At 58.3% G+C, this 15,606-nt stretch carries 13 protein-coding genes and 1 pseudogene; 6 read left to right on the top strand and 8 right to left on the bottom strand.

All coding sequences use genetic code 11. The annotated features are described in order from the left end of the window. Positions 1-2: 2 nt before the first annotated feature. Positions 3-419, bottom strand: a complete 417-nt coding sequence (gene sdhC, locus BLT65_RS25125; protein WP_091782232.1) for a succinate dehydrogenase, cytochrome b556 subunit — start codon at positions 417-419, stop codon at positions 3-5. A gap of 222 nt (positions 420-641) precedes the next feature. On the opposite strand from sdhC, the gene BLT65_RS25120 reads away from it, so the two are divergent. Both BLT65_RS25120 and BLT65_RS46550 read left to right on the top strand, forming a co-directional pair. Continuing rightward, positions 642-1,538 carry a LysR family transcriptional regulator gene (locus tag BLT65_RS25120; RefSeq protein ID WP_091782229.1) on the top strand — a complete coding sequence of 299 codons (897 nt, stop codon included), beginning with the start codon at positions 642-644 and terminating at the stop codon, positions 1,536-1,538. A gap of 549 nt (positions 1,539-2,087) precedes the next feature. Further along, positions 2,088-2,576, top strand: a complete 489-nt coding sequence (locus tag BLT65_RS46550; protein WP_143036546.1) for a hypothetical protein — start codon at positions 2,088-2,090, stop codon at positions 2,574-2,576. Positions 2,577-2,792: 216 nt separating this feature from the next. Here the strand turns inward: BLT65_RS46550 and BLT65_RS25115 are convergent. Next, positions 2,793-3,921: pseudogene (locus tag BLT65_RS25115) on the bottom strand (MFS transporter). Between the two features lie 202 nt (positions 3,922-4,123). Next, entirely contained in the window at positions 4,124-4,426 is a 303-nt protein-coding gene (locus BLT65_RS25110) for a DUF2127 domain-containing protein (RefSeq protein ID WP_425273143.1), read from the bottom strand. 1,006 nt (positions 4,427-5,432) lie between these two features. Between BLT65_RS25110 and BLT65_RS25105 the strand changes: the two genes are divergently transcribed. Both BLT65_RS25105 and BLT65_RS25100 read left to right on the top strand, forming a co-directional pair. After that, positions 5,433-6,578 (top strand): YncE family protein, encoded by a 1,146-nt coding sequence (locus BLT65_RS25105; protein ID WP_091782226.1) that lies wholly within the window; start codon positions 5,433-5,435, stop codon positions 6,576-6,578. A gap of 277 nt (positions 6,579-6,855) precedes the next feature. Then, entirely contained in the window at positions 6,856-7,245 is a 390-nt protein-coding gene (locus tag BLT65_RS25100; RefSeq protein WP_091782223.1) for a hypothetical protein, read from the top strand. A gap of 123 nt (positions 7,246-7,368) precedes the next feature. Here BLT65_RS25100 and BLT65_RS25095 read toward each other — a convergent pair whose 3' ends face one another. Together BLT65_RS25095 and BLT65_RS25085 are read right to left on the bottom strand one after the other, a co-directional pair. Next, positions 7,369-7,947 carry a hypothetical protein gene (locus BLT65_RS25095; protein WP_091782220.1) on the bottom strand — a complete coding sequence of 193 codons (579 nt, stop codon included), beginning with the start codon at positions 7,945-7,947 and terminating at the stop codon, positions 7,369-7,371. 251 nt (positions 7,948-8,198) lie between these two features. After that, positions 8,199-8,735 carry an RBBP9/YdeN family alpha/beta hydrolase gene (locus BLT65_RS25085; RefSeq protein ID WP_091782287.1) on the bottom strand — a complete coding sequence of 179 codons (537 nt, stop codon included), beginning with the start codon at positions 8,733-8,735 and terminating at the stop codon, positions 8,199-8,201. A gap of 124 nt (positions 8,736-8,859) precedes the next feature. Between BLT65_RS25085 and BLT65_RS25080 the strand changes: the two genes are divergently transcribed. Continuing rightward, positions 8,860-9,318 (top strand): Lrp/AsnC family transcriptional regulator, encoded by a 459-nt coding sequence (locus BLT65_RS25080; protein WP_091782217.1) that lies wholly within the window; start codon positions 8,860-8,862, stop codon positions 9,316-9,318. Between the two features lie 321 nt (positions 9,319-9,639). On the opposite strand, the gene BLT65_RS25075 is transcribed toward BLT65_RS25080, so the two are convergent. The 3 genes from BLT65_RS25075 to BLT65_RS25065 are packed head-to-tail and all read right to left on the bottom strand — an operon-like array spanning position 9,640 to position 13,508. Beyond that, positions 9,640-10,488: a hypothetical protein gene (locus BLT65_RS25075; protein WP_167306536.1), complete on the bottom strand. Its 849-nt coding sequence runs from the start codon at positions 10,486-10,488 to the stop codon at positions 9,640-9,642. Between the two features lie 9 nt (positions 10,489-10,497). Further along, entirely contained in the window at positions 10,498-12,027 is a 1,530-nt protein-coding gene (locus BLT65_RS25070) for a hypothetical protein (RefSeq protein ID WP_091782214.1), read from the bottom strand. A 17-nt stretch (positions 12,028-12,044) separates the two neighbouring features. Continuing rightward, positions 12,045-13,508 carry an OmpA family protein gene (locus BLT65_RS25065; RefSeq protein WP_167306535.1) on the bottom strand — a complete coding sequence of 488 codons (1,464 nt, stop codon included), beginning with the start codon at positions 13,506-13,508 and terminating at the stop codon, positions 12,045-12,047. Here BLT65_RS25065 and BLT65_RS25060 point away from each other — a divergent pair. Continuing rightward, positions 13,486-14,889, top strand: a complete 1,404-nt coding sequence (locus BLT65_RS25060) for a CAP domain-containing protein (RefSeq protein WP_244186592.1) — start codon at positions 13,486-13,488, stop codon at positions 14,887-14,889. The two genes, BLT65_RS25065 and BLT65_RS25060, sit on opposite strands and share 23 nt — an antisense overlap. Positions 14,890-15,606 lie beyond the last annotated feature (717 nt).

The following is a 15,606-nucleotide window of genomic DNA, read 5'->3' as shown; positions in this document are numbered from 1 at the left end:
TTTTAGAATGCTCCGAACAGTTTGAGCGCGAAGGCGATCGTCAGGATCGACGACACCACCAGCACGACGACCGACGTGCTCTTGCCACGCTCTTTCGAGACCGCGTCGTGGTTCATGTCCATCGACAGATGGCGTACGCCCGCGCAGAAGTGGAACAGGAACGCCCACGCCAGCACCAGCACGATCAGCTTGACGATGATGTTGGACAGGAAGCCCTTGAACACCTCGTAGCTCAGTTCGGAGGTCAGGCTCTGGTCAAAGAGGTACAGCAGGAACGGAAGGAAGATGAACAGCAGGCCGCCGCTCACGCGGTGAAGGATCGACACCCGCCCCGCGAGGGGAAGACGGTATGCCGTCAATATCTGCCCGATACCGATGTTCCGGTATTCCGGCCTCGGTTTTTTCAATGTGTCTGCCACAGTAGACCCCTTTCGGCTCTTCAAAAAGAAACAACGACGGCATAGCCGCACGCCACCACAGGCGCGATGCGTCCTGCCTTTCTCCTCTTGACGGTTGCTGGGGACGTTATCCGGGGAGACGTACAGGGGCGGCGGACCGCGCGATAGCGATATTTTGTCGCGGGACTGTTATACTGTCCAATATCTATCGCGTCTTTCTGAAATAGCTTTTCCATATATCGCATGGAACTGCGTCATATCCGCTACTTCCTCGCCGTTGCCGAAGAGCGCAACGTCACCCGCGCCGCCGAAAGGCTGGGCATCGGTCAGCCGCCCCTCAGCCAGCAAATCCATGCGCTCGAAGACGAAATGGGCGTGCGCCTGTTTCGCCGCACGGGGCATGGCGTCGTTCTGACGGAAGCGGGTGAAGCCTTCGCCGCCGACGCCAAACGCATCCTGCACGACACGCGTATCGCTGTCGAAAAAGCGCAGAGCGCCGGGCGCGGCGAGATCGGGCAACTGAATATCGGCTTTACGGGGTCGGCGGCTTTCAATCCTGTCGTCTCGAAGCTGATCCGCGCTTACCGGCAGGCTTATCCGAATGTCACGCTCACTCTGGCGGAAGGCAATACGGCGCAACTGCTCGCTTATCTCGACGAACGCCGTGTGGACGTCGCGTTCGTGCGACTCGGCAGTCAGTCGCCCGCTGGCGTGCAGTTCCATCACATCGCAATCGAGCCGATGAAGATCGTGCTGCCCGCCACGCATCGTCTTGCGAAGAAGCGCAAGATCGCACTGTCGGATTTGGCCGAAGATCCGTTCGTGATGCTGCCGCGAGAGGCTAGCCCGACGTTGCATGATGTGATCGTCGGTGCGTGCAGGGAAGCTGGCTTTGAGCCGATTGCCGGGCAGCAGGCGCCGCAGTTGTCGTCAGTGGTGAATCTCGTGGCGGCGGAGTTTGGTGTGTCGCTGGTGCCGGCTTCTGTTTGTCAGATACGGGTTGAAGGCGTCGTGTACGTTGACGCACTCGGCAAACCTATTTCGATCCGGCTGGTGCTGGCATCGCGGATTGAATCGACGCCAGCAAAGACGGCGAATTTTCTCGAGCAGGCTTCGGTGTTAGCGGCGGATATGTCTTAGCGTAGAGCGCCAGAGTAGGTGTGACTGGCGACACTGGTGTGCGACGACGCCTATGTTGTTATGAACGCGTCCGCGGCATCGCGTCGTCTGTGGTGCCTTTTACTGCGTCGGGCGGCAGCCGAGCATGACGGGATCTCCGTTCGATGCATCGCGAGGACATTCCGACGGTCGTTCCGCTTCGTAAGTGATCACTCGATCGCAGGGGGTTGGCGTCGGGTCTTCGGCCATAGCTGACCTTCAGGTATCGCCCCTGTCAGGCGGCAATGACTCGCTTTGCCGACATTCGCAGTTCGGCGGAGGTGACCGTCAGCTTTCATTGGTTGCGAATGCGTACTTCGGACCCGCAACCGCCTTTCAATGCAATGCGAAGGCTTTCGCCGGTTGCAAACGTACAGTGCGGATCCAGACAGTCTCTGTTCGTCGCCGTACATTCAGACTTCGATCAGGCGGACAGCGGAATGGGGATCTCCTAAGCTAAGGGCAGCGTCGTCGACCGGCCGAGGTCCTGCGCCGTGCGCTGGTCTAAAAAGTGAAATTAGGAGGCGTCGAGTGCCTGTCATAGTCAACGAAGAGCATCTGCATCGCCGCCTGTCTCGTCTCGATGGCTTCATTCGAGACGAGTTCGAATATGTTGGCCAACGTGTAACATGGTTACTAACATCTCATTCGTTTCTCTTTACGGCGTTCGTGGTCGGTTTAAACGTGGGGGTACGGGATCGACCCAACAGCCAGCGACTGAATCCGGCGGATGCTGCGGACATCATTCCGAGTCTTCTGGCAGCACTGTGTTGGATTGGGATCGTGTCATCTTTGGTTGTCTTACTGGGTGTTGCGGTCGCGCACAAAGTAGTGAATGAAAACTACAGACGTCGGAAAGCCACGGAAGATGCGGCAAGAGCACGCACGCCTCCAATGATCGAAGAATTTGACGCCCTTCCCAATCGACAGGGAGGGCTGTATATCGTTGGGAGTCTTTCAGGGTTCGTTATGCCCTTGTTTCTCGCAGGAGTCTGGTTTTGGCTCTGGCTTAAGCTCTAATCTCTCGCATCAATTCTCATTGGGCGACTAAGAACGTTCACGGAACTGGTGCTTCCGGCCAACAGCCGCCGTTCAACGGGAGCATCACCATGACCGGTGTCGGTGCGTCAACGGCCGGTGCGTTCTGTCATTGCGTTGGCAATGCGCCAGTGCTGGATGCTCGCGACCATCGAAACGGCGATGATATGAGTTTGCTGTTCTGACCAGAAAGCAGTGTCAGGGCTTGCGCCTTGCCACACTTGGTGCGAAGCGGCACATTGCCAACGGGAGAACGGCCAGAACGGCTCCGCCAAGGAATGTGGCAGAGGCGCCATGCCGATCCCACAACCAGCTGGCGATGACGCTCCCAAGCAGCATGCAGATTCCGCCCGCAAGATTGAAAACGTCGAACGCCGTGCCTCTTAGCGATTGCGGGGCCGTTTCCGCGACCATCGCGGCGAATATGCCTTGCGTGAAGCCCATATGCAGGCCCGACAGCGCGATGCCGATAAGAACGGCGATGATCGATGCACTCGCGCCCAATACCAGGTCCGCCGCGATCAGCATGACGATTCCGAGCGCAAGCAGAACGCGGCGGTCGCTTCGATCGGAGACGACTCCGGCGGGATACGCACTGAGCGCGTAGGCGAGACTCATGACGACCACGACGCCTGGAATCCAGGCGATATTGATGCCCGTCTGCTGCGCGCGCAGTACTGGAAATGCCTCGCTGAACCGCGTGAGCGTGAAGGCAGCGCCCATCGCTACGACGAACCATTAGCGGCCCGAAAATTCCCGCGACGCCGCCCAGCGCAGCGGCAACTGGAAGCGGCGAGACTCGTGTTCGTGCGCGGGCTCCTCGATGCCGAACACGATCACGCCGAAGGCGATCACCGCGGGCACGACAGCAAACCGGAGGACCGTACGAATGTGATCCGAGAACAGGAGCATCAGTCCGATTGCGACAAGCGGTCCGGCGAACGCACCGATCGTATCCATCGATTGTCTCAGGCCGAACCACGCGCCTCGAATCTCCGGCGGCGCGACATCGGCGACGAGCGCGTCACGTTGGCGCACTGCGAATGCCGTTGCCAGACCTGTCGATGAGGCGCGCTGCCACGACGACCGCAGGCGTAGCTGCCAGGGGAAAAAGCGGTTTGGAAAGCGCGGCCAGTCCATAGCCGAGCAACAGCAGCGGCTTGCGCCTGCCAAGCCAGTCGCTCACGGGGCCCGAGAAGATCCTCACGATCATCGCCGTCGCCTCGGCAGCCCCTTCGAGCACGCCAAGCGCACTCATGCTCATGCCCATCGTGGTGACAAGAAATATGGGTAGCAGTGCGTGAATGAGTTCAGACGAAAGATCCATGAAAAGGCTGACGAGTCCCAGCATTCGCACAGAGCGAGGACAGGAATGCGTGCGTCGGAGCGAGTCTCAGATCTCATCGTTTTCTATCTCGAATGCCGCTTCGCAGATATCGGTACTCGTCTCACGTAAGGGCGATGACAACCATGTCCAGTGCCGTCACCAGCAGTAGCCAGATCGAATGGGTGTATGTGTAACGATAGCCCTAACAGCGCGAAGACACGATCGAGACGGGAAAGTACCGGAGCCTCTCGCGCAGCAGGCCGGCCACGAGCCAAAGCTTGATCACCCCGTGACCCATCAGATAGATTCCGGCGAATCGCTGGGAGTCAACGGACAGGTGCTGCACGATGTGAAGAAGGACGTTTGCTACCGGATCGTGCGGATCTTCAGCGCACTCATCCCGGGTGACCCACAGCGCCAGCACCAGGAAATACCGTTGCGGCACCAGGCAGGTGGCGACGCCGGCCACCATTTCCGCAAGCGCAAAGATTGCCTTGAACCCCAGGCCCAGTTCGAAGATCCGGTCTCATTCGGGTGCCACCGCGTAGCCGACTCACGCATTCGCGGTCCCCGGTTCTGCGATTTCGTCGCGTTTGACGGAAGCTCGTTGCATGGCTGTGGTCGAAATGGACCGCACCTGGTGACCGGGCATCTATTCGGTAACCACCAACACCGATGGACCGCCACTATCGGGCTGTGGTCGGGCAGGAGCGGACGATCGACATCCTCTCCGAAACGTACGCCACTTCTCGTCGATACGTGTAACCCGTTCTGGGCAGACCCAACATAAACTGCCGACATCTCATTTTCGGGAAAGCGAATGTTTCGTTTCTGGAATTCGGGAAATAGAGCAATGAATTGTATTCCCCCAATCTTAGGTTTTGATTAAGAGGAGGAGGCATTTCATGGTATTTGATGTTTATTTTTATATTCCGGTAAGCATTACGCGAATCATTCGGAAAATTCATTAAAGAAGGCATTATTTCTTGTTGCAATGTCTTATCTCGTCAATGAACGGATCAGGTGCCAGGCGTTTTCCCTGACCTTCGATGTTCTTCCCGCCGCGTTTTTCTCTGCTCACTGAAATTCACGCTTTCTACTTCATAACCTGGCCTTACAGAGCCGCGAGACCAAGGCGAAGTACAGCATGTCAATCTCTACACGGTAACTTGACCGCAGGTTGTTCCCAGTCAAGCACCACTTTCCGCAATTCCACCAACGATATAAATGAATGCGGCAATGCCGCATAAGTTCTGTTGTCGACGTGCCTGCATCGCTTCTCATTGTTATTCAGCGTCCTAAACGGGAATTCAACATTACGAAAATATCGACAGGCAAGTGTATGAATATTTCGGCATCCATACATTCATTCGTATCTCTCTATACAAACCATCAAATTATTTTCTGTGCATTCTTGCCACTCCTTCCTCATCCTTACCACCGGAACGAAGCACTGCACACAGCACTCAAGCGTTTCTCTCACCTGTTTTGCTGCTCAAAGGAGCCGACTGATGAAAAAACCGTTACTGGCCGTTCTACTCGTGGCGACGGCCGTGCTTGCAGCGTGCGGCGGAGGAGACAACTCCACGTCGACGCCGACTTCATCGACACCCGCCCCCGCGCCGTCCAAGCTGTTGACGACCATCGCCGTGCCTAATTCCACGACGCCGGCGTTCAGTTTCGATATCGGCTACACGGAAGCAGGCAGGTACTATCTGGCGGACCGAAACAACAAATCCGTCGATGTCGTCGACACGAAATCGAACACGCTGATCGCGCAAATTACGGGAGGTTTTACGGGCGCAGGCGCGAGCACGGATGCGTCCGGGCCCGACGGCATCGTCGGTGTGACGGGAACGAACACGCTGTATGTGGGCGACGTCGATTCGGTGAAAATCGTCGATACGGCCGCGATGAAAACGGTCAAGACGATTCCGATCAGTACGTCAGGTTCGCGCGTCGACGAAGGCTGTTATGATCCCGACGATCATCTCATCATGTTCGCAAGCCCGGGTGAGACGCCGCCGTACGTCACGTTCATCTCGACGACGACGCAAGCAGTCGTATCGAAGCTGACCTTCACCGGCTCAGCGGGACTGGAAGCTTGCACGTATGACGCGGCGTCGAAGAGTTTCCTCATCAACAACGACGGAACGACGGCTAATCCGACGGGCGAACTCGACGTCATCACAGCCAGTTCCGTCACATCGGGTACGCCTGCTGTCAGCAAGGCATTTTCACTCGGCAAATGCGAGCCGTCTGGCATTGCACTCGGGCCTAACAGCGATGTGCTGATCGGCTGCGATCCGTCTGCGGGTAATCCGCTGATCACGTTGATTCTCGACCGCAACACGGGGGCCCAACTTGCGTCGATACCCTTTGGCGGAACGGACCAGGTCGCATACGATCCCGGCTCGAATCGCTATTTCCTGCCGGCGCGCCATTGGGTGACGAGCGGAACGGCGGCGGCATCGGGCTTCACGCCCCAGATGGGCGTGATCGACGGCGCGACGCGCAAGCTGCTCTACACCGTCGCGGTAGGCACCGGCGCGCACTCGGTTGCAATCGACAGCGGCCTCGGCCAGGTCTATGTGCCGTTCCAGCCAGGCGCCGCCGCGTTTCCGAACGGCGGAATCTCGGTCTTCGCGACGAAGTAGTCGAGTCCTCACGTAGACGTTCTCTGCACGAGATTCCGGTCGTTGTAGTGTTCAGCCAGTGGACAAGAAATTGTGCGCTGGCTTTTTCGCTTCATCGACATATGACTGGTTGACTGTCGTGGCGTTATACCGCGCAGCGTCGGCGCGCTGTGTAGTCCGTCCGAAAGGTTGTCCAGCGACAATGGGGCAGGCATCGCTGCTCATACGCCGAGCAAGGTGTTGCAGCCGCCTTTTCCAAGTCGGTCTTTCCGACGCCTCGATTTCTGGAGCATTTGTCATGGACATGCAGCAACTGGTATCTGAATTTCTCGCGTCGGAACATGGGAGTCAGGCAACCCAGGCACTAGCCGATCAAGGTATCAATGCCGACGACGCCCAGCAGATGCTGGGACAGGTGGCCGAGACGGCGCATGCTCACGTCGAGGAGCAGGGTCCCGGCCTGCTGGGCGAGCATCCGGGCAAGAGCTTCTTTGCGGCGTTTGCCGCTGGGCTGGTCAAGGGCGATGGCGTTTTCAAATCGCTCGAAGAAGGCGGAGAAGGCGTTCTGACTGGTCGCGTGGCCGAATCGCTGGCGGCACGTATGGGCATCGATCCATCGACTGCATCGACGATCGCGGCCGCCGCTACGCCTTATGTGGTTGCGTTTCTCAAGGAAAAGCTCGGCTGAATCGTTGCGCCTCGCGGCCTGATGTCCGTCGACCGGGTTCATCGGAGGGCGCTGTTTGCGTCCGCTCGCCAGCGAGCGGACGTTCGAATCACATGAGACGCCGGAATCGGATGCGCGGATGTGTCAAGACGTTCGAACACTCTTGCTGCGCATCTGGCCGACTGAAAGCCATACCGCAGACACGAGAAAGTAGACGGCGCCGACGGCCGCATAGCCTGCCACTCTGACAGTCGCAAGTTGCAATGGCGTGCGGGCCTGCAAAAGGAAAAACGCTCCCGCCAACGCCGATTGCCCGCCGCTCAGGATCATTGCCCATTGCGCACCGAGGTGCTGCCAGCGGCGGACGGCAGTGGCGAGCTGAAGCAATCCCGCGAGTACGGCCCAAATGCCGAATATGCCCAATACCCAGTTCAATCGCAATGCGGTGATTACAGCAATTGTTGTGGTGAGACTGATGACGACGTTCATCGCCTGGGTACGATTGTCAGCCATTCCTCCGCTACGCGAAGCGTCGATGTAGTTGGCCAGCGCATCCCATGCGGGATACACGACCAGCAGTGCGGCGGCTGCGCTGGGAAAATTCTGGCCTACGGAAAAAGCAAGTGCGACCCATACAGCTGAGAACGCAGTCCGGGCGAAGTAGTAGCGCGTGAGCCAGCGTTCTTCCAGAACTCGAGTCATAAGTCCATCGCGATCGACCATAGCAACTCCCTAGCGGATTCCATGAATATGTCGCGAAGAAGGATCGCACCGGGCGCGCCGTGCTGGTATCGGTCAAATGACCGACCGTAGCGGGTTGCTGCGCGGCGGTGTTGTAGAACGCAACGCCTGCCTTCAGCAGCCGGTCAATGCTTTGCCGTTTAGTGAAGAACTATTCCACCATCGGCAACTGCGATCCGTGAGCGATCCTAATTCGCGTGATGGAATAGGGATGCTGGCGGTTGAGAACCGGATCAACCGTTGTTCATCTTCTCCAGCAATCGAAACCCTTCGCGCCAATTGCCCAAGTTGCTGTCGGCGTTGAGATGTCCCTGTGCGCCAATTTCGACGAGTTCGCTGCCCCAGGCAGCTGCGTAGGCACGTGCGTGGTCCACGCTGCCATACGGATCGTTGGTGCTGGATACGACCACCGTGGGAAACGGCAACCGCTCCGATGGCAGGGGGGCGAATCCGCTCGCGGCTACTCGGGGAAATGCCGGTGATGCTGGGTCCGGCACGGCCACAAGCAGCGCGCCACGAATCTCCCGCGCATACCGGGTAGCCCAATGGACCGCGGCCAGACATCCGAGGCTGTGCGCCACTATGACAGTCTCCCTCCCATTTGCCGCTAGCTGCCGTTCTATGGCCGATACCCAGTCATCGCACACGACGTAATCCCAATCCTCGACCACGAGGCGTTGCCAATCCGGATGCGCGGCCTGCCATATGCTCTGCCAGTGCAAAGGGCCGGAGTTGCCGATGCCAGGAACAACAAGAACGGGGTAGTCCATCTGCCAGATCTCCATGAGTAAACGAGCATCCAGTGTAAAAGCTCGTGAACTAAGGCAACATTGCAAACCAAATGGATTGACGGTCATTCACGAACGAATTGACGGAAATCGAGGGTACTCACAAATGAAAGCTAAGCCGGTAACGTTGGACAGACTCGACTGGCGAATCCTGGAGGCGCTTCAGTGCAATGCACGCGTCACTAACACGGAACTCGGGAAGCAGATCGGGCTTTCTCAGCCGGCTGTCACCGCCCGCATCAGGAGACTCGAGGAGCTTGGGGTTATCGAGGGCTACGCGGCGCGGATAAATCCGGGCCTCGTCGGTCGGGGCATCAGCGCGATCGTGCGAATCCGCACCACCCACGCTGAAATAAAGCGTTGTCTGAGCGCCTTCGAAGCGATGCCTGAGATCGTCGAGGCGCACCGGATCACCGGCGAAGACTGCTTCATCGTTCGGATGGTGGTTGAAGAGATGGCCCAACTCGAAACCGCGATCGACGCGCTTGCCAGATTCGGGCCCGTGACCACTTCCGTCGTGCTAGCGAGCTATCCGCCGAAGGCGATCCTCGGATCACAGATTTGACGGGCTGCTTTCTAGAAATCTGGTTGACCGCTCGAGGTCGTTCACTGCCTTTGCGAAACGGGCATCGCTGCCATTCGCACGAACTGCGTGTTAGTTGGCGGCTTAGCGGCGCATTGCGGCCGCTGACCAGACCACCCATCAACGTCCGCAATGGCCGAACAACCGCCAGACGTCGACCGTTAACCCGATCACTGCCCAGCCCAGACCGTGCGACGATCACCATAACCGCGTCATAAGGCAAGAATGCCCTAGCCTGGCAACGCAACGGCAACAAAAGAAATGATCTTCAGCGGTGTATAAACCCAGTGAGAAAGAGCACGTTCAATACGCAACCGGGTTCAGCAAAGCGGGCGCACCAAACTCCTGGAGCTTTGCATTCGACTGTTGGAAATACAGCGTCCAGAATTGCTTCAATGCCGTTAGCGTCTGCGGATCGCGATAGGCATTCTTTACCTTTGCATCACCGGAGAGCAAACCTGCTCCAAGCACATACACTCTGGCTCCGCCAAAATCGCCGATTAAACCAGCCGCATTCGCTTTCTTTATTTCCGCTGCTGGATCGATGTGCCGGACAGTGTTGTGTGCATAGAAGCTCGAAACTGAGCTGTTCTCGAGCATATCCGACGCCAGGAACACAACCCGGTCCGAAGCAGACGACGCACGCACCTTGTCGCTGATGTCCTTCAACGCGGCGAGTATGTCCGACCTCGCAAGGTCGTTGGTCGCCGCCGACTGAACCTGCGCGACGGCAGTCAGCAGGGATTTACGCGCAAACGCGGACTGGCCCGTCATGCATGCATCGAAGGTGCGCAACGCACGTTCGCTGATGTCGTCGCGCAGTTCCTCCGGGATTGGCGATTCGATAACCCCGCGTGTCACGACTTCCGTATAGCGACCTTGCGAAAAGGCCGAGAAGTCGAGCAATGTGTAAGCACTTCCCGGCTTGATGGCGGCGGATGCCGTCGCCGCAATCTGCGCCTGCAGCTTTTCATCGAAGACGGTCGTCTGATCGACTGCAATGAAGAGTTCGCGATCGACTCCGCCCGGAACCGGCTTGATATGGTTCGCTGCGTAACAGCTCGGAACATCGTTACTGATTCCCGCCAGTACGCTACCCGCGCCGAGACTCAACGCGGCCGCGACGAATGAATACCTGAGATATCGGATCATGGTCGACCGTCAAACCTTGAAGAGATCATCGAGCTGCGACTCGAGTGCGTTCTTTGCGTGCTCGGCTCGCTCCTTACGTGCCTTGATCTCATTGATCACCTGCGTCCGTACCGGCTCGGAGAGACCGTAGATAAGCTCCTTCTTGCGCGTGACATCGGATGCTCCCTCGATCTCCAACACGATGCTGTCGATGGAAGCGTTCGCTACCTCTTCCGCGACGGCAGGCTTCGCGATGGTGTCCGCGACGATTGGCGAAGCCGGCACTACGACTTCCTTTTTCTCGGACATCTCAGATGCGACACCCGTCGATGCCTGCGCCGACTGCGCGCGAACCGGGTCCGCGTCCAGATCGGACAGCGCGCGCTGTTCAAGCACGTAATTGCGGAAGGTCTTCGAAAACGTCTTACCCGAAATGTCAGCGTTTTCGGCCATCCGCTTCTGCAGGTTTTCCAGCTGCGACTGCGCGATGGACCGCAACGGCGCGTAGTAGTTGTTGTAATCCTCGAACGTCGTGAAGCCCTTCGTGGTCTTCCACGCCGCACGACTTTCCCGGCCACCAAAGCCCCATGCAAACCCGCCAAAAATGCCGACGACCTGCGTCACAACGAAAATGATCGCAAGTGTAATAAAAGCAGCGGCACCTTCGCTGCGCGTGGACGACGATTCCTCTGCCCGCGCGCGATCATCCGCCGCCTTCTGACTGGCCACCAATTCAGCCGGCACGCCGTTGCCATTTGCAAACGGATTGCCTGCGTCCGCGCCCTGGCTCACGCCCATCGCTTCCCGCGTCTGTTCCGCATTCAGATTGCTCCACCGCATGCACGTCGACGTCACAGCGATCGCCAGAATCACGGCGACTGTCAGGCCAACCATGAAATAGCTGTGGCTCGTACCCACACGGTTCGCTACCTGCGTATAGTCAGGCTCCCCGTCATCCACCGACTGATCTTCATCGAGCTTGACCTTGCGGCTTGAGAAGCGCTCCTGCGTCTTGTCCTGCCGCCATTGCTTGCGGCAGCGCGCAACGAGATTCGAGCGATACAGCTGATGCCCGGCCACGTGCGTCAGGAACACCATGATCACGCAAATTACTAGCACGATCGCCACCATCAGCAACGTATGTGTATTTGCGCTGCCGTCGCGTGCCATCCAGCTTCCGAGCAAATAGGAGAAGCCGAGACCTTCTGCAATGACGAGTACCGTCAGCAGCACCATCAGCCACAGCGGCGTCGGCGAACGACCGCTGTCGTCAGCCTTGGCGAGATACTCGTTGCGCTTGCTGAACTCGGCCTTCGAGAGATAAGAAATGAACTTGTTGTAGTCGCCGCACAGCGTGCGTTCGGAATCGGTCCATCCGCCCTGACCGTGAATGCCGTGCCGGGAGAGACGCGCGGTCTTGCCGAGCACCGGGAATGTGTATTTCCAGTGGTTCAGCCAGAACTCGAGCGTCGAACGATACGAAAATGTACCGACAGCAAGGAGTGCGGCCACCACCCACCAGATGACAGTGCCCAGATTAGCCTGAATGAAGTCCATCATGATCGTCTTTCCTGTTCTTATGTTCGTGCGATAACGGGCACGTAATCAACCGTGAAATACTGATTGCTCTTGTGGCGTACGAGTTCGCCGGCGGTCGCCTTACCGTTTGCGAAGATGATGTCGGCGCAGTCGAATACGCCGGCATTGTTGACGAACACGCGGTACAGCACACCACCCTTCACCGCATAGGCGTTGACGTCGGGCGACAGTCGCACCTGCGCAGGACCGCTCAGCCCGCCGTTCCGTTCGTAGTCTTTCCACACCAGCAAGGTTGGTTTCGTACCTGCGGTCGAGCCGTTTCGAAGGACGGAGACGTCCTTCAGCGCGAGATATTGTCCATTGAGCGTCGCGCCCCAACTGCTTCCATAGAGGTTTTGCACGTGATCGCGCACAGGTACGGCGCGGTCATCTGCTACCGACTTCATCGCGTGCGAAACGCGCGGACGGTCATTCACGCAACTCTTCGAGACGGGCGCCTCGTCGGCGACCGCCGTGGACAGGAACGAAAAGGAGGACGACGGCGCAGGAGCAGCAGCAAACTGGAGACCAATGCCCGCAGGCGACGCTTCACGCCAGCCGAAATCGATGCTGTCGGACATGCCACGAGTTGCAATCGTCGGCGGCGTGTGTGGTGCGGCAGCAGCCGTCGATGGAGCCGGAGTGGTGGATACCGTTGCCGCAACATGGCTATCCACGCGCGGCGAATCCGCCACACGCGCCTCTTCCTGTTTCCGGGCTGGCTTTGCGATCGCCGTTCGCGTCGACTGGACGTTCGGTTGCGGTGTCGCGGCCCGATAGTATTGATATTTCGGAACCCGGCTGCTCACATAGCTTTGCAGGATGTCGGGCCTCATACCCGTGAGATCGACGATTTCAACCCGACGATTCTTCGCGCGTCCCTCATCCGTCCGGTTGTCGGCGATCGGCAGGGTCTCGCCCGCACCTTGATAGAAGACGTTTTGTGGTGCGATGCCGTGTTCCGCGAACAGACGCGCCACTGTGCGGGCACGGCGCTCCGACAGATCGGCATTCAGTTCGGAGTTGCCTGTATCGTCGGTATGGCCGATCAGCAGCATTTTTGTCTGTGCCGCGGCCGCTTTCTCGGCATCCGTGGAAGCCTCCGCGACGCGAGTCGATGTCCGGTACTGTTCAGCAATCTCGCCGAAGTAGGTTTTCGCGTCCGGCGTGAGCTCTGCCGAGCCCGTTTCGAACTGGGTATGGCGCGCCGTGTCGACAACTGTGAACGAGCTTCCGACCTGCTCTGTTTTTCCCGTATCCGCCGCCCTGACTTCGAGCGGGGCCGACGAGTATGTCAGATCGTGCTTCGCGGCAATTTTCGATAACGCGCAACGTCGACTGTCGACAGCATGACCAATCAGCCCGCCTGCAAGGCCGCCAGCGGCTCCGCCAATTGCCGCCGCCGCAACCTTGTTCTTGTTGGCGATCACGGCGCCAAGAATGGCACCGACGCCCGCACCCACGGCAATGCCGATGTTGCGATTGCTGTTTGCACAGGGATCGGGATTGGCGAACGTGCTCTCGAAGATGTTGAGATCGTCCTGGTCCGTCGAAGTGCTTCTGGACCCGTCTGCTTGCTGGACGCCGCCAGGATTAGCGCACCCGGTAACGGCAAAAATGGTAATCGCGGCAAGCCATATTGGCCTTGCCTTGCCCAATGCTCTCAATGAAAACCCCTCGGAGGTTCAGTTTTTCGTCGCGCCTGCGTGGGCGCTGATTTTTGATCTGCCAATCCAATCCGACGGGACGGGCTTACCTTTATCGATTACGGCACGCTGCCGGCGAACTTTAGAACGGTCTCAACTTTCGCGATGTGCCGCCGATAAATACAGTTGGTACGTGAACTATCGGCAGAACCAGATGCAGAGAACAATAATCGCCACATACATCGTTGCGATCACCGCGCTCGCGGGATGCGCAACCAAAGTGACCCAGGTCGAAAAACCGGAGCCTCCCTATCAAGGGCCCATCGTGCGGTTACGGTATGCGCCCGGCCCCTCGAACACCATCCGGGTTGGTGAACCCACAGCGCTCGATTACGTGAATGCCCGTCGCGAAGAAGCCGGCTTGCCCCTGATCGCAGTCGACGACAAGCTCGCCGAGGCCGCGGCAGACCACGCCCACTACCTCGACCTCAACCGGGTCGGCACGCATGATGAAATCGAAGGTAGACCCGGTTTCACCGGCATCGACGTAATCACGCGGGTGAGGCTGCATACGCCAGCGTATGGCGCGAGTGAAGTCCTCGCGGTGTTTGGCGGCCCGCGTCCCGTCGACACACCGATCGAGGATATTTTTGCGTCGCCCTATCATCGCGGCGCAATCCTGTTTGACTGGGCACGCGCAGGCGAAGCGTCGATAGTAGGATCCAGTTCCGTGACCGTCGTCGATTTTGCGGACATCGCGCCCACACTTTCGGAAACGGAACTCGTGGCGTGGCCATACGATGGCCAGCGCGGGGTGCCCACCGCATGGGTCAACAACGAGCAACCCGATCCGATGGGCGCCGATGGGCGGTATCGCGGACAGGTGCTCGGTTTTCCGCTGACGCTGTCGGGCGGGCCCAGCGCCCACATCGAACTACGCAGTGTCGAACTGCGTGATCAGCGGGGTAAAAAAGTGGCTTGCAAGATTGCCCCGCTGACGGCGGCGGATGCTGCGCGCAACACCGCAATCTGCACGCCTTATGAGCCGCTTCGCACCGGCACGCGCTATACCGTGCATGCACTCGGACGCGTTACGCAACAGGGCAAGGTCGCCCCCTTCGATCTCGCATGGGCATTCACGACGCTCGACGAGAACCGGAAAGCGCGGTCGCTGGTCGCACAGTCCGATTCTCGTTGAAGACTCTGCTCGATCACAGCTCCGCGCTGACATAGCCGTAGTAGCGCGGCAGGAAGTCCTTCATCGCGAAATCGCCGAGGCCGCTCCACTTCCATGTATAGAGCTTCATCTTCACACGTCCGGTGGATGAGTTGGTCGCGTCGGCTTCGATCCGCCGCACGAGAATCCAATGGAGATCGCATCGGCTGGAAAATATCGGCGAGGAACGCCTTTTTCGACTTGCTATCGCCGGCCACCGAGATGGACCTGTCCAGGAGCTCGATCAGTTGATCAAAAGTGAGTGGCATCTGAGGTGCCTCCTTTTCCCGTTTCCGATTCCCGTTTACCTTTCCCGCCAGGCAACGAATCCGCGGCTTTACCGCAGCCCCTCCCTAGCTTAGGAAGCAGGCAGGCACATTCCAAAGTACTTTTCGAATATCTTGTCGTGTCAGGTGTCGAACTTCTGGTTCTGTCGCTTTAAGGGATTTGAAACACGCCCAACTCATTCAAACTGCAAGCACCAATCTTCGACACCGCGTGATATGTACCAAAAGTCTTTGGTCGTGACAGAACAAACGAATTGGGACTCCAGGTACATAGTTTTTTTCCATCGGAAATTCAACGCTTCCGATAACTAAAAGATAGGTGCGAAATATTGGTGGCAGTTGTTTCGCCCGGTAGCGAGTGCGAAGACGAGTCAATCATGGTTGGGGCTTATTTCGACGTCGCACCAATGTG

The sequence above is a fragment of the Paraburkholderia steynii genome (assembly GCF_900100565.1).
Lineage (GTDB): Bacteria > Pseudomonadota > Gammaproteobacteria > Burkholderiales > Burkholderiaceae > Paraburkholderia > Paraburkholderia terrae.
Note: the sequence above shows the minus strand (reverse complement) of the source record. Positions and strands in the feature narration are given on the sequence as shown.